The 14,265-nt window shown below is 62.5% G+C and carries 11 protein-coding genes and 1 rRNA gene; 1 reads left to right on the forward strand and 11 read right to left on the reverse strand.

Going from position 1 to position 14,265, the window contains the following annotated elements:
• Positions 1-7: 7 nt before the first annotated feature.
• The 10 genes from HWY05_RS35695 to HWY05_RS35740 all read right to left on the reverse strand — a co-directional run bounded on the left by HWY05_RS35695 (position 8) and on the right by HWY05_RS35740 (position 10,929).
• Entirely contained in the window at positions 8-865 is an 858-nt protein-coding gene (locus HWY05_RS35695; protein WP_176061256.1) for a carbohydrate ABC transporter permease, read from the reverse strand.
• Positions 862-1,734 carry a sugar ABC transporter permease gene (locus HWY05_RS35700; RefSeq protein ID WP_035555106.1) on the reverse strand — a complete coding sequence of 291 codons (873 nt, stop codon included), beginning with the start codon at positions 1,732-1,734 and terminating at the stop codon, positions 862-864. Before HWY05_RS35700 ends, HWY05_RS35695 begins: the two co-directional genes overlap by 4 nt.
• 25 nt (positions 1,735-1,759) lie before the next feature.
• Entirely contained in the window at positions 1,760-2,998 is a 1,239-nt protein-coding gene (locus tag HWY05_RS35705; RefSeq protein ID WP_035555103.1) for an ABC transporter substrate-binding protein, read from the reverse strand.
• Between the two features lie 277 nt (positions 2,999-3,275).
• Positions 3,276-4,736: a GDL motif peptide-associated radical SAM/SPASM maturase gene (locus tag HWY05_RS35710; RefSeq protein WP_035555099.1), complete on the reverse strand. Its 1,461-nt coding sequence runs from the start codon at positions 4,734-4,736 to the stop codon at positions 3,276-3,278.
• Between the two features lie 167 nt (positions 4,737-4,903).
• Entirely contained in the window at positions 4,904-5,488 is a 585-nt protein-coding gene (locus HWY05_RS35715; protein WP_176061257.1) for a DUF1842 domain-containing protein, read from the reverse strand.
• 48 nt (positions 5,489-5,536) lie between these two features.
• On the reverse strand, positions 5,537-6,157 hold the full coding sequence (locus HWY05_RS35720; protein ID WP_035555093.1) for a DUF1842 domain-containing protein: 621 nt from the start codon (positions 6,155-6,157) through the stop codon (positions 5,537-5,539).
• Positions 6,158-6,215: 58 nt separating this feature from the next.
• Positions 6,216-6,404, reverse strand: coding sequence for a DUF1843 domain-containing protein (locus HWY05_RS35725; RefSeq protein WP_176061258.1), 189 nt, complete (start codon positions 6,402-6,404; stop codon positions 6,216-6,218).
• A gap of 322 nt (positions 6,405-6,726) precedes the next feature.
• Positions 6,727-7,452 carry an aspartate/glutamate racemase family protein gene (locus HWY05_RS35730; RefSeq protein WP_035555086.1) on the reverse strand — a complete coding sequence of 242 codons (726 nt, stop codon included), beginning with the start codon at positions 7,450-7,452 and terminating at the stop codon, positions 6,727-6,729.
• Positions 7,449-8,687 (reverse strand): DUF917 family protein, encoded by a 1,239-nt coding sequence (locus HWY05_RS35735; RefSeq protein WP_176061259.1) that lies wholly within the window; start codon positions 8,685-8,687, stop codon positions 7,449-7,451. Before HWY05_RS35735 ends, HWY05_RS35730 begins: the two co-directional genes overlap by 4 nt.
• Positions 8,677-10,929: a sigma-54 dependent transcriptional regulator gene (locus tag HWY05_RS35740; RefSeq protein WP_231585128.1), complete on the reverse strand. Its 2,253-nt coding sequence runs from the start codon at positions 10,927-10,929 to the stop codon at positions 8,677-8,679. The genes HWY05_RS35735 and HWY05_RS35740 overlap by 11 nt, the downstream gene beginning before the upstream one ends.
• A gap of 1,184 nt (positions 10,930-12,113) precedes the next feature.
• Between HWY05_RS35740 and HWY05_RS35745 the strand changes: the two genes are divergently transcribed.
• A complete protein-coding gene (locus HWY05_RS35745; RefSeq protein ID WP_244146788.1) occupies positions 12,114-14,045 on the forward strand; it encodes an SPFH domain-containing protein in 1,932 nt (643 codons plus the stop codon).
• Between the two features lie 108 nt (positions 14,046-14,153).
• Here HWY05_RS35745 and rrf read toward each other — a convergent pair.
• A 5S ribosomal RNA gene (gene rrf / locus HWY05_RS35750) occupies positions 14,154-14,265 on the reverse strand; the annotation flags it as partial.

A 14,265-nucleotide genomic window follows, 5' to 3' on the forward strand; every position in this document is an offset into this window, starting at 1 on the left:
ATTCGCTCTACTTCAGCCCACCGGAAAAGCCGCGCAGCAGATAGCGCTGCACGTATCCCGCGACGGCCAGGGTCGGCAGCGAAGCGATCATGCCGACGCTCATCAGATCGCCCCAGTCGATGCCGTTTTCGGTGACGTAGCCCGCCACCGCGAGCGGCAACGTAAATCGGCTCGGCGTGGTGAGAAACAGCAGCGCCAGCAGAAACTCGTTCCACGCGGCGATCAGCACGAAGATCGCGGTCGCGACGAGCCCCGGCGCGCACAACGGCAGCACGATATAGACGAGGCGTTGGACAAGACCCGCGCCGTCCAGGCAGGCGGCCTCTTCATAGTCGATCGGCACTTCGCGCACGAACGAAAGCAGCATCCAGATCGACAGCGGCAGCGTGTACACCTGGTAGGCGAGCATCAAGCCGACTTCGGAATCGAGCAGATGCAGGTGCTTCGCGAGCGTGAACAACGGCACCGCCACGGTGATCGGCGGCATCAGCTTGACCGCCAGCACCAGCATCAGGAACACCAGATCGAGACGCGCCGGAAAGCGCATGCGCACGAGTGCATAAGCGGCCGGAAAAGCGAGCGCGAGCGACAACACGGTCGTCCCGCCACTGACGAGCACCGAGTTCAGCAACTGCCGGCCGATCCCGCTCGCCCATACCGATTCGAAGTGCTGCAAGGTCGGCACATGCGGCCACAGCAACAGCGGATGATCGAGGCGTTCGAGCGTCGGCGTGAACGCCGCGCCGACCATCCAGATGCAAGGCAGCAGCAACAGGATCAGCGCGATGATTCGCAACAGCCAAAGCGCGGCTTGGCGGCCGAGGCCCGCCGGAAGCAACGTGGAAGACGACGTACCGGTATTCATCGCGCGCCCGCCTTGCGGATCGACAACCACACATTGGCCGACACCAGTACCGCCGAGATCAGCAGCATCAGCACCGAAGCAGCACTCGCCGGCCCGACGTTGAAGAAGCGGAAACCCGTGTCGTAGATATAGGTGGACAGCGTCTGCGTCGCATTGCCGGGACCGCCGCCCGTCAGCGCGTAGACCTTGTCGAACAGCTTGAAGGTGTCGATCGAACGCAGCAGCATGGCGAGCACGATTTGCGGAACGATCAGCGGCAGCGTGATGTGGCGCAGACATTGCCACTCGCTCGCGCCGTCGGTGCGAGCCGCTTCATACAGTTCCGGCGCGATGGACTGCAAGCCGGCGAGAATGATCAGAAAAGCCATCGGCGTCCATTGCCAGACATCCACCAGAATCAGCGACCAGATCGCGAGATGCGGATCGGACAGCCATTGCACGCCGGGCAGATCGAACACCGCCAGCAGCGCGTTCAGAAACCCGCTGTAGTTCAGCCAGTTGCGCCAGATGGCCGAGCACACCAGCGTGGACAGCATCATCGGCAGAATCGCGAGCGGAATGATGAAACGGCGGCCGGCAAACGCGCGCGAGAACAGCAGCGCCAACCCGCCGCCGAGCACGACTTCGATCACCGAAGCCGCGACCGTGAACTGCAGCGTATTGGCGAAGCTCGCGGCAAACTCGCTGTCGCCGAGCACCGCGCGATAGTTTTCCAGTCCGGTAAAGAGGCGATGACCCGACGCATAGTCGACATTGAAGAAAGAGTCGACCAGCACGCGCAGGACCGGATACAGCGCAAGCACGCCGAGCACCAGCAAAGCGGGACCCACCAGCAGGACCAGTGGCAGATAGCGGCGCACGGCGTTCATGGACGGGATCGACAGGACGACGGGGTTATTGGGCCGCGGCGGCCAGCGCCGGCGTGATCTTCTGCGCGGCCTGATGCAAGGCGGCGTCCGGCGCGAGCTGGCCGGTCAGCACCAGTTGCAACGCGTCGCCGAGAATGCTCTCGATCTGCTGCCAGTCCTTCACACGCGGACGGGCGCGGCCGGCTTCGAGCGCCTTGAGCTGATCGGGATACCAACGGAATTGCTTCACCAGCGCCGGATCTTCGAACACGCTCTTACGGGTCGGCGGAATGCCCATCGCGGCCAGACGCGTTTGCGTATCGCGCTGGGTCAGATAGACCAGGAACTCTTGTGCGAGCGTGGCGTGCGGCGCGTCTTTCGGAATCGCCATCTGCCAGATGCCGAGCATCGGCGACGGTCCTTTCACCTGGCCGGGCGGCGCCTGCAGCGCGACTTCACCGACCACACGCGACTGCTTCGGATCGTCGAGCGCGGGAATCCATGCCGGCCAGACTTCGAGCGCCTGCGCCGCCGCGCCCTTTTGCAACGCGTCGCGCACTTCGGCTGCGCCGTAAACCGCGACGTCCTTCGGCGCGTTGTTCTTCAGCGCGACGAACATTTTCAGGGCCGCCAGCGCTTGCGGGGAATCGATCGTCACCTTGCCGCCCTGATCGATCACGTCGCCGCCGTACGCCCACAGAATCGGCAGGAAACCGGTCACGACCGGGTTGCCCTTCGCGCCGCGAAACACCACGCCGGACACGTCCTTATCCGCGGCGCCGGTGGTTTGCGCGATCTTCAGCACGTCGTCCCAGTTGCGCGGCGGCTGCAGCTTGTATTTCGCCAGCAGGTCCTTCCGATAAGCGAACATTTCGACGTTGCCCACCACCGGCAGCGCGTACAAACCGCCCGACGGCGCGCGGCCGAGCGCGACGGTCGAGGCGACCATGTCCGCATCGGCGAGGTTCGCCGGCAGCGGCTTAAGCCAGCCGTTCGAGATGAATTCGGGCGACCAGGTGTCGTCCATCATCACCAGATCGAATGCGCCGGTGCCTTCGCGCATCGACAGTTTCAGCTTCTGGTAGAGGTTCGCATTGGGCAGCTTCAGCAGTTCGATGTCCGCGCCGGGATGCAGTTTCGTGAAGCCGGCGACGGCGTCCGCCAGGCCGCGTCCGTAGATGTCGTCGCGGCCGGCGATCACGAGATCGGCTGCGCCGGCGCTCGCCGCTGCAAGGGATAAGGCGACGGCAACGGACACGGCGCGCAGGCTGCTGAACAGTTTCATGCGATCTCTCGGTGATGGGACGGAAGTCAGGCGGGTTGATTGCAACCGTGTGCAACGCCAGGTACAAATCTCTCTCAATGCACGGCCGCCATTCTGGCTGTGGATCGTTAAAGATTTGTGGCAAGGGAATGGAAAGGTGCCGGCCGGCTGCTGAAGGTGAGGAAACGCGGGCGCGGGTTCGCCTGGCGCGCGAACGGGCGCCAGGCGTGAAATCGGGGAGCTTGAGGGACTGAAAGCGGCTCGCGTTGCAGAATCAGGCGAAGCCGCAGAACGACGATTAACCGGCCGGGTGACCCAGCAGGTGTTCGAGGTTGCTGATCAAGGCGCGGCGGTATTGCGCCTGCTCTTCATAGGTTCGCGCCGAGGCTTCGATATCCGCGCTGCAATGCGGACAGGTTTGCTCGTTCGCGTGAACGTAGCCATTGCAGTTACGGCATAGCGCCAGTTTCGCCGGCACACGGCCCACTTCGGGCGCGCGTTTGCCTTTGTTCTTCCACGTGAGTTCGATGGTTTGCCCCGAGCGGACGATGCTCGCCACCGGCGTGCCGTCCGAGATCTTCTCGGTCACCAGATCGAAACGCCCCACCGCGAACGACGCAGCGCCCGCCTCCTCGACTTTGACGATCCGTTCGCGCAGCCCCTGCTTCTGCAGTTCGATCACGCGATAGTGGCAATACGGATTGTTGCCGGGCTTGCCGAGCAATGAATGCGACGTCCACGTGCAGCCGCCGCGGCACACATCCGCGTAATAGCAGGTGCGGCAGAAGCCCCACAGATCGTCCACCGAGCGCAGCCGGCCGAAATGAATCGCCTCGCTCGTTCGCCAGATTTCTTCCAGCGAAAGATCGCGCACGTTGCCGCCGGCGAAGCCGACTGTCGCCAGCGACGGGCACCCTTTGACCGTGCCGTCCGCCTCCAGCGCGATCACCTGTTGTCCCGCGCTACAGCCGGTCCAATGCACGCGCTCGTCGCCGAAACCGCGCCACAAGTGTTCGTAGGGACCGTAGTAGCCGATGTTGTTGCCCACGTTCATCAACAGGCCGTGGCTCAAGCCGCGTTTGTAGAGGTCCGCCAGCAGCGGCATCAGTTCCTGTAACTGGTACGGCTGCAGCAGTAGTTCGTCGTTGTCGGCGGCGTTGCCCATCGCCACCGTCAGTTGAATCTGCCAGTGTGTTGCGCCGAGTTCGATGATGGTGTCCATCAGCGCCGGCAGATCCGGCATGGTCGCCGCACCGATCTGCGTGTTGACGCTGGTGGCGAGACCGGCGGCCCGCGCGCGCCTGAGCGTGTCGACGGCCTTGCCGAACGACCCGGGCACATTGCGCACCTTGTCGTGCAGCGGCTGCATGCCGTCGAGCGACACGCCCACGCCGTTGAGCCCCGCTTCGACGGCTTGCGCGAGCCGCGCCGGATTCAGATTGCGGCCACCGGTCTGAATGGCGCAGTACATGTCGTGTGAGCGGATCGCCTTGATTAGCTGGATCCAGTCTTTGCGCAGATAAGCTTCGCCGCCGATCAGCGACACTTCGCGCGTGCCGAGTCGGGCCAGCGATTCGATGACATCAAGACACTCTTCGGTATTCAATTCGTTGGGGCGACGACGACCCGCGCGGGAGCCGCAATGCAAACACTTCAGATCGCAGGCCAACGTAATTTCCCACACCACATGAACGGGAACGAAGCGCTGAAAGTCATCGTCGCGCAAATAGCGGGCCGGCTGCTGACTGGTCTCGTGCATGTTGCTTCCCTTTCGTATGTGGGTTCCCGCGACTGCACCGCTGCTTAACCGCCCCTTCCCGGCGACGCACGGCGTTGCGCACTTGCGTCGCTACGTCGCTGCATCGCTGCATCGCTACGTCGCCGGGAAGGCAGGCGCCCCAAAGCGCCTACGCCTGTTGCCGTCAATCAGGCACGGCCTTCCAGCCGGGCGATCTCGGCATTCAGTTTGGTCAGCTCGCTCTGAATGTTGCCGGCGTCGGCAAGCTGCTGTTCAGCCTGGCGCGCCAGCGACTTCATCTGGCTCAGATCGCCGGATGCCTTCGCCTGCTGCAAACCCACGCCATAGAGCGGCGCGACCGGCTGGCTCGGCTCGTGCGGCTGCAGTGCGCCGGTGAGCGTGACGATCGCGTGTTCGACGTCGTGCCAGCGCTGGTTGTCGAAGTACTTGTAGCCGGCCTGTCCCGACTGCCAGTTGCTCTTCAGCACGCCGTGAAACTGGAAGGTCTCCGCGAGACCGCTGGTCGGTCCCGACGGATTGCCCGACAAGGTCAGGACGATGACCGGATCGGTGCCGGGCGCCAGTTGAAGCTGGCTGTAATTGCCCCAGACGTCCGCATGGAATTCCAGCGGCGGATAGGTCGACTGATAGATGCGGGCCACACCGCTCACCCGCTTGGCCGGCGTGTTGACGAGCAGGGACAGTGTGAGAACGGGCGCGCCGATCGCGGGCGTCGCGACGCGCAGATTAACCGGGAAAAGACCGACAGTCATGGCGATAACTCCTGTGAACAAGGGGTAGCGAAGCGTGACGAGCCAGCGTTAGCGAGCGGCTTCGAGCCGGGCGATTTCCGCCTTGAGGTCGCTCAGGCCGGTCTGAATACTTTCGCGGCTGTCGAGTTGCTGTTGCGCGAAAGTCGCCAGCGTCTTCATATGGGCGAGATCGCCGCTTGCCAGCGCATGCTGAATGCTCACGCCGTACAGCGGCGTCGGACCGCCATGCGGGTTGCTCGGCATCACCGGACCGGGTTCGAGCGGCACGAATTCCGGATCGAGCCGCGCCGGCACGTTGGAGACTTCAAGCCAGCGGCCGTCGTTCAGATAGCTGTAGTTGGCGACGCCGTTTTGCCAATCGCTGTTCAACACCAGATGCAGGCGGAAGGTCGTGATCGAGTTCGATTCCGGGCCGCCGGTGTTGCCCTGCAGGACCACCAGGATGCGCGTCTCGGACGGCGGCATCAGCGCCATATACGTGAAGGTGCCCCACGTGTCGGCATGAAAATCGAGCGGCGGATTCACCGCCTGCGTGATCGATGCGCCGCCGACGACGGTGCGCCGGGGCGTATCGACCAGAAGTCCGAGCGTGAGTGTCGGCGCGCCCGGCAATCCGGTGCCGACGACATAGCGGGCCGGGAATAGGCCAATACGGGGAAGGGTAGCCATGCTGTTTTCCTGGTGGGTGGTTAAACGACGGTGAACGGCGATGAACGACAACGACGGATCACTTGCGCTCGAGCTTCGCGATCTCCAGCTTGAGCACGTCGACCGCGGCAGCGAGATTGCCTTGCTGTTGCAAGATCGCTTCGGCCTGGGTCAGCAAGGCCTTCATCTTCGCCAGATCGCCTTCCGACACGGCCCGGTGAATCGCCACACCGTACGGTGTGATGGGATGCTGAGCTTCTTGACTCATGTTCTTCCTCACTTAACGAAATGACGCCATAGCAGAGAGCGCGACGTTTTTTATGTTCGCGCCGGCGAACCCGGCTTGCCTCGGACGCGGCAGACACTATGCAAGCCATATGCCAACGCAGCGACACGCCGCGTGACAGGAGTTGATCGATTCCGGAGCGTGGGCAGTGGACGGAGGCGTCCTTTTTGTGGGCGACGTAGTGGACGATTTCGTCCACTCGTATTCGGCGAGCGCCGTCAACGACAAAGCATCCGGGTCAGGGGGGTTCCCCCGAGCCGGATGCTCTGGACACGCTACGCTTCAGGAAAATTTCAGGAAAGCGTCAGGACGGAATGACGTACTTGCTATAAGTCAGCCGGCTCGGGCGGACCCGCATCCGCACCAGCGAAACGAGCAAGCTGAAACCGGCGTGATTGGGATCGATCACCGGCACGTAAGCTCCCAGCGCTTCCTCGAGCAGCGCGCCCACGCGGCTCGCCACATCGACGAAACCGGTGCAGCCGAGCAGGATGGATTGCGCGCCGTCGTCGTTGATCGCCTTCATGGCCTGCTCGAAGGTCTTGGCGACCACCACGTCGGTGTTATCGAGTTGATCCACCGGGCAATTGATCGCGCGAATCGACGCAAAGTTATCCTGCAGTCCATAGCTCTGCGGATGACCCCGCTGCATGGCGAGCGTGCTTTGCAGAATCGTGATGATCGAAAAGCGCTGGCTGAGCATCAACGCCGCGAACGCCGAGGTCGGAAACCCGCCGATGATCGGAATGTCGATCACCTCTCTGGCCGCTTCGACACCCGCCATATCGAAGTCAGTCAGCCAGATGCCGTCGAAACCTTCCTTCGCGATCTGGCGTGCGAGTGTCACGACCGGCATGCCGTTTTCGAGCCAGTTGGTGCGATTCTCGATACACGGGTGGCCGCTGGTGATATTGCGCACCTCGACCTGAACGTCGGGCGGCACGACGGGCGCAACGGCCTTCATGATGCGATCGTTGAACTGGTTCGTCGCAACCGGCACGAGGACGCAAATACGAAGCGGCGCGCTCAAGACAATTCTCCCCGAAGCGGAGCCGATTGAAGCTTGCCCACCGGCACGTAAGGGCCGAGATAGCCAAGCGGCTCAAGCAGCTCAAGGAAACTCTCGAGTATCAGGCCACCGGGCACGGTCAGCGGCGCTTCGGCTTCCCAGCCGATCAGCGTCACCTTGCGCTTGCCGACCACCGGGTTGAGCGAACCATCCTCCATCACCAGATCGCCGTTGGTGAAAATCGACTGACCGTCGCCTTCGACAAAATACGCGACGCTGTCCGGCGCCAGCACGATAGGCTGCGGACGGCGGCTGTCCCACGCGATCAGCGATTCGTTCTGATAGACCACGGTATAGGTATGTTGTCCCGCCTTGATGCCGATCTTGCCCACGTCGAATCCGCCACTCGTGTCCACCTTGGCCGACACCAGTTCGCCGGGCTCGGAGATCGCACGCGCCGAGACGCCGCCATGCTCGGCGAGCCACGCGATCATCTGCGGCACGTTGCGGACCCGGCCTGCGCCGAGCGCACGGCCCAGCGTCAACGCACGGGTCAGCGTGCCGCGAATCGGCATCGCACCGCCGAGTTCGGCCGGCGTCATCACCCACATTGCGAGGCCGCCGAACTGGTTGAATTCCGGATCGCCGACGATCGGCCGGATCATCTGTTCGACGATGGCCGACACATCGCGCTGATGCGACGTGCCGCCGCTCGTATGGGTGTGGCGCGGCGTCACGTTCAGTTCGACGTTCAGTCCGCCCTGGCTCACGAGATAGGCCGGCCGCGGATCGATTTCGCGAGCGGCATACGTGAGCATGGGCAGCGAGGGCACGGCGCGGCCGGCGCCGTCGGCGTCGATCACCGAGAGGCCCAGCTTCGCGGCCACCAGACACGCCACGCTAAAACCCAGCGCGCCGCTCTCCGGCGGCGCGATGTAGGCCAGCTTGCGACCTTGTGCCGCCAGCCGCTCCTGCACGCTCTGCACGGCCAGCACGGGGCCCGTCGGATAGGTTGCCGAGTTGATCGCTTCCGGCGCGCCGAGATAGGCCACCATGACGGCGTCTCCCAACGCGTCGGGGCCCGACGCTTCTTCGACCGTCACGACGTTGACGGTCTCGCGCGGGTAGTAGTCGCCCTTGCGAAAATGCGCGGCCAGATGACGCGCCGACTCGACCGTACCGCCGCCGCCGCTGCCGAAGAAAGCGCCCCCGAGCAGCAAGGGTTCCAAATCCTGTGGACCGAGTTCATAGGCCATGTGCCATTCCTTTTTTTTGCGGTTGGAGGGAATCGGTATTGCGTAATTCGGCCAGCAGGCGAAGCGCGCGCATCGCGCCGGGCGCCGGGCGGGCGGAAGACTCGGCGCGCAGCGCGCGCTCAAGCACGTCGACGGCGTCGGTACGGCGTCCGGTCTGGTTGAGCAGGTCGGCCAGATAGGTCGAGGCGGCGATGCGCGCCGGCACGGAACCCAGCGCGCGCGCGGTGGAGATCGCGCTGCGCAGGCCCTGCTCGGCTTCCGTCATGTCGCCCAGGGCCCATTGCGCGCGCGCCCTGACGATCAGCAGTTCGCCGAGATAAACGCGCTCCTGCCGTTCGATCACTTCATCGAGCGCGCCGGCGAGCAGCATCTCGCACGCCTGCGGACGTCCCGCGCGCAACAGCAGTTCGCCGTGCTGCCAGGTCTTGAACGAATAGAACAACGCACCGCCGTTGTTCGCCATGTGATTGTCATAGCCGTCCAGCAGCGTGGCCTGAGCCTCGTCGAGCGAACCGCGCGCGCTGAGGTAACACGCGCGGAACACTTTGCCCACGCCGCGATAGAACGTGAAACCCGCCACTTTGGACACCGCGTCCAGTTCACTGGCCAGCTCGCCGAGCCGGTCGATTTCGTTGAAGAGGAACGCGAGCCACGCCGCGCCCTGCAGATCGAGCACGTGGCCGAGCGCATGATCGTTGCCGTCCGAGGTGCGGGCGATCAGCATTTCCATCGACCGGCGCGCGTTGTCGACCGCGCCGATCTGGAAGCCGGCGAGGCCTTCGAACGTTAAGGCGAGGCCCGCCAGATCGAGGCCCTGAACGCCGATGCGCCGATCCTTGCGGCCGATGCCGGTCAATTCTCCGCGCGTGAGACAGGCCAGCGCCTCTTCGCTGTCGCCCAGCCAGAACAGCGTGTTGACCATCGCGATGTGCGCTTCGTCGAGCGTTGCCTGCCGGCCCATGCCTTGCGCCTGTTGCAGCAGGTTCTGCGCGGTCGCGCGGGCCTCGGTCAGTTGCAGCGTCGTCAGTTGGGTCGTCCACACGCCGAAGCGCACCGACGCCAGTTCGTCCTCGTCGCACACGCCTTGACCCGCGGTTAGCGCGGCCAGATAACACGCGGTCGCTTCGGCATGCAGCCAGCCGTACACGCTGCGCAGGCTCACCCCGAGCATGCGATAGGCTTCGAACTGCAGATGACGCGTGTCGTCCGGACCATTGCTCTTGAGCAACAGATCGAGACAGCGGCGCAATAGCGGAATGGCCTCCTGGAATTGCGATGCGTTGACCAGGGTGTCGGCCTGCGCCAGACAATCGCGCGCCGCGTGGTGCCGTTCTTCACGCGCCTTCTGCCTGCGCTCGATCGTCTTGCGACTCACGCCCAACAGCACCGCGGCGGCGCTCTTGTTGTTCGACGTGCGTTCGAGCGCGCGATCGATCAGCAGGTTTTCCGCTGCCGCCAGTTTGTCGCAACCGTCGAGTTGCATGAGCTGATCCGCCAGGGCGACGCGCGAGTTCGTGTCGACCGCGCCGGTGAGCAGAAACGGCGTCAACATGTCGGCGTCGATCCGCGTGCGCTCCGCGAGCACGCTCAACTGGCTGATCAGATTGCGCAACTGGCGGATATGACCGGGCCACGCCTGCTGGCAGAGACAACGGATCGCCGTCGGCGTGAATTCGATCACACGCGTTTGCTGCGCGGCGAAATGAGCGACGAGCAATGGGATGTCGTCGGCACGCTGGTCGAGACCCGGCACGTTGAGCACGAACACCGCGAGGCGATAGAACAGGTCTTCGCGGAAGCGTCCTTCGTGAACCGCGTGGCGCAGATCGCGATGCGTCGCGGCCACCACGCGCCCTTCGAAGCGCACGTTGACCGATGAACCGACCGGTCGGAAGCTGCGCGTTTCCAGGGCTCGCAACAGTTTCGGTTGCAGCGTCAACGGCAACTCGCCGATCTCGTCGAGAAAGAGCGTGCCCTGCCCGACCTGCCGAAGCAGACCTTCGCGATGATCGGACGCGCCGGTGAACGCGCCCTTCACGTGGCCGAACAGTTCGGCCTCGACCAGGTGTTCGGGAATCGCACCGCAATTGACGTCGACGAACGGTTCGTCGCGATTCAGGCCGAGCGCGTGGATGCGCCGTGCCACCAACTCCTTGCCCGAGCCCGTGGGCCCCATGATCAATAACGCATGATGAGTGGGCGCCACGCGGTCGATCATCCGCACCAACTGGCGGAATGCCATCGACGAGCCGATGAACGTGGCGTCGTCCTGAGCGTGCGCGCACGTGCGCGACTCACTCGACGAAGGTTGAGTATCGAACTTCATCATATGACGCGCCCCCGGGCACGGCCTCCACATCATGATGACAAGCGGTAGGACTTCTTTAGCCGCAGAGCGAACCGGCGATACGACGCCCGACACGGTCGCCCTATGCGATTCGCATGGGGCCTACCGTGCATTCACTCATGCAATCCGGATACTCTGTCTTCGGTGACTTTCAATAACCGTCGTGTCATTCCAATCACATGCACCGGAATGGTTACGGCAGTAATATATTTTTTTATGCTTATTAATTGGTTTTGCGAAAATGCTCTTTCGCAGTTGCGCACTTCACCGTGCCAGCGGCGTGGCTGACTGTGTTATCGGCATCAGGAACATTAAGCTTAGCAAAGTTACACTGAAATTTGCCAGGGACTCCATTGTTATTTGCACTTAGTCCGGCTTCACGCAGTGGTAGTTGTGGCGGGTGATTATTTCTGGGTAAAACACCTGCCAAGCAAACCAGATCCATGTGACAGGTTCAGGTCGATCAGGCGGCGCCGCTCTGTCTCGTCTTTTTCCGCAGGGGGTATTTCTTATGAATTTATGCGTTGCGGATTCTTCATGAAGCCTTCCTCTAAAAGCCGGGGTGTCATCTAAAATTACTTGGACATTCGCGCATCGCGAGGCATAGAATTCCATCAGATTAGCAATCCGCGGAAGGTCGCTGAAATCTTGCAAGTCGCTACGGCAGCACCGTTTGTCTGGTTCCTGAGCTTCGTCGAGCACGACGCCACGCGTGATGGGATTGAGTCCCGCGCGCTGCGCGCATTGGCTCCCCTCTCCTTTCTCCTGCCTCATGCAGCAACGCATTTTGCGTTGCTGAGTCGCACGGTTAATTGCGTGACTATGCAATGGTCCGCGCCACAGCCTCCGTGGCGTATCGTGCTCGCCATTACAGGCCATCCTGCTCTCTCCAGGCGTCGGGATAGAAATCCCACTACGCCGCTCGACGGCTGACGTCGCTCTACGTCTTTTTCACACTGTAGTGCCTGGACCCTTGCGTCGCGCTCGTGCTATCAGAAGCACGGACCGCGAATGATGACGCTCGGGTATTCGAAGTACCACGCTAAAAAGAGTCCAATAACATGCACACGTTTTTATCCATGAGCTTACTGGTTCCGTTGATCGTTTTACTCGTCATCGGATTGCTCGCGGTGGTCGGCGTCTGGCTGTCGGGGGCCGTTCGCTATATTCCGAACGACGCGATCGGTGTCATCGAAAAGATCTGGAGTGCGCAAGGATCCGTGCAGGTCGGCCTGCTCGCCTTGCATGGCGAAGCGGGTTTTCAACCTGACGTGCGCCGCGGCGGCTTTCACTTCTTCACGCCATTCCAGTATCGCGTTCATATCCGGCCGATGGTGTCGGTCACGCAAGGCAAGATCGGCTACGTCTTCGCGCGTGACGGGGTCGATCTGCCGGCGGGCCAGACGCTCGCCGACAATGCCACCGTCGACGATTTCCGCGACGTCCGCGCGTTTCTCGAACATGGCGGCCAGAAGGGTCCGCAGCGCAAGGTGCTGCGTGAGGGCACGCACATTCTGAATCCGGCGCTGTTCGTCGTCATGACGGAGGACACGACCTATTCACTGTCGATGGCGCCGGAAGAACGCGCCTACTACGCCCGCATGCGCGACGTGCTCGACGAGCGCAGCGCCTTCACGCCGGTCGTGATCAAGGAGGTCACGGGCGCCCATGGTTCCGATCAGATCGCCGTGGTGACGGTGCAGGATGGCCCGGGTCTGCGCGTGGACGAATTGCTCGCACCCGACGTCGGTGATCTGCACAACGCGTTTCAGGAGCCGAAAAAGTTTCTCGCGGCGGGTGGACGTCGCGGTCGTCAGGAACGTGTGCTGGTGGAAGGCACTTACTACATCAACCGGCTCTTCGCGACGGTTGAGTTTCTGACGAAGACCATCGTTCCGGTCGGCTTCGTGGGCGTAGTCGTGTCGTACACGGGCCGTCGCGGCGACGACCTCTCGGGCAGCGACTACAGTCATGGCGAGCTGGTCAAGACCGGTTGCCGTGGCGTCTGGAGCGAACCGCTGATGCCCGGCAAGTACGCGTTCAACCCGTACGCCGGCAAGATCGAATTCGTCCCGACCACCAACTTCGTGTTGCTCTGGAAAGCGGGCGAGAGCGGTTCTAATTTCGACTCGAATCTGCGCGAGATCACGCTGATCACGAAGGACGCGTTCGAACCGCAATTGCCGTTGTCGGTGGTTGTGCACATCGACTATCGCAAGGCGCCGCTCGTCGTGCAGCGCTTCGGCAATATCGAGCAACTGGTTGAGCAGACACTCGATCCGATGGTGTCGTCGTACTTCAAGAACGTCTCGCAAACGCGGACGTTTATCGAACTGATCCAGTCGCGCAGCGAATTGCAGGGCAATGCGTCGAGTGAGATGCGTGAGCGCTTCAAGGCGTATTCGCTGGAGTTCGAGGAAGTGCTGATCGGCACACCGAAGCCGCAAGCCGGTGACACGCAGATCGAGAACATCATGGCGCAGTTGCGCGACCGGCAGATCGCGCGCGAACAGGTCGAAACGTTCGCGCAGAAACAGATCGCCGCAGACAAGCAGCGCGAACTGAACGAAGCGGAACAGCGTGCGGCGAAACAGAAGGAACTGACGGGTTCGTTGGTCGACGTATCGATCAAGGAGAACCAGGGCTCGGCCGCGGTGAAGGCCGCTGAAAAGCGTCGTCAGGAAATCGAAGCGCTCGCGCAAGCGGATAAGTTCAGGCAGGAGATGGAGGGCTCAGGTCGCGCATCGGCGATCAAGGCGGTCGGTGAAGCGGAAGCTTCGGCGATCAAGGCGAAGTCGGAAGCGCTGCAGGGTGAAGGCGCCGACAAGCAACTGATGCAAACGGTGATGCTGCGTTTGGCCGAAGCGTTCGAAACGTCGCGTGTGCCGCTCGTTCCACAGATCCAGTTAGGTGGGGACAGCGGCGGCAATGCGATCAATACGCTGATGTCGCTGATGAGCTCGCTGAAGGCCGGGGAACTGGCGCAGTCGTTGTCGAGTAAGAACGAATAGTTGGGCGATGACGGCGGTGGACGTTGAGTACTTGGTTGTGATTTCTTCCACGCCGTAAACGACAGAAACCCCACCTTTTAGGGTGGGGTTTCTGTTTTCTGCTAGGGAGCCTGACGATTACCTACTTTCACACGGGCAATCCGCACTATCATCGGCGTGGAGTCGTTTCACGGTCCTGTTCGGGATGGGAAGGGGTGGTACCGACTCGCTATGGTCATCA

It is taken from the genome of Paraburkholderia sp. BCC1876 (genome assembly GCF_902833695.1).
Classification (GTDB): domain Bacteria; phylum Pseudomonadota; class Gammaproteobacteria; order Burkholderiales; family Burkholderiaceae; genus Paraburkholderia.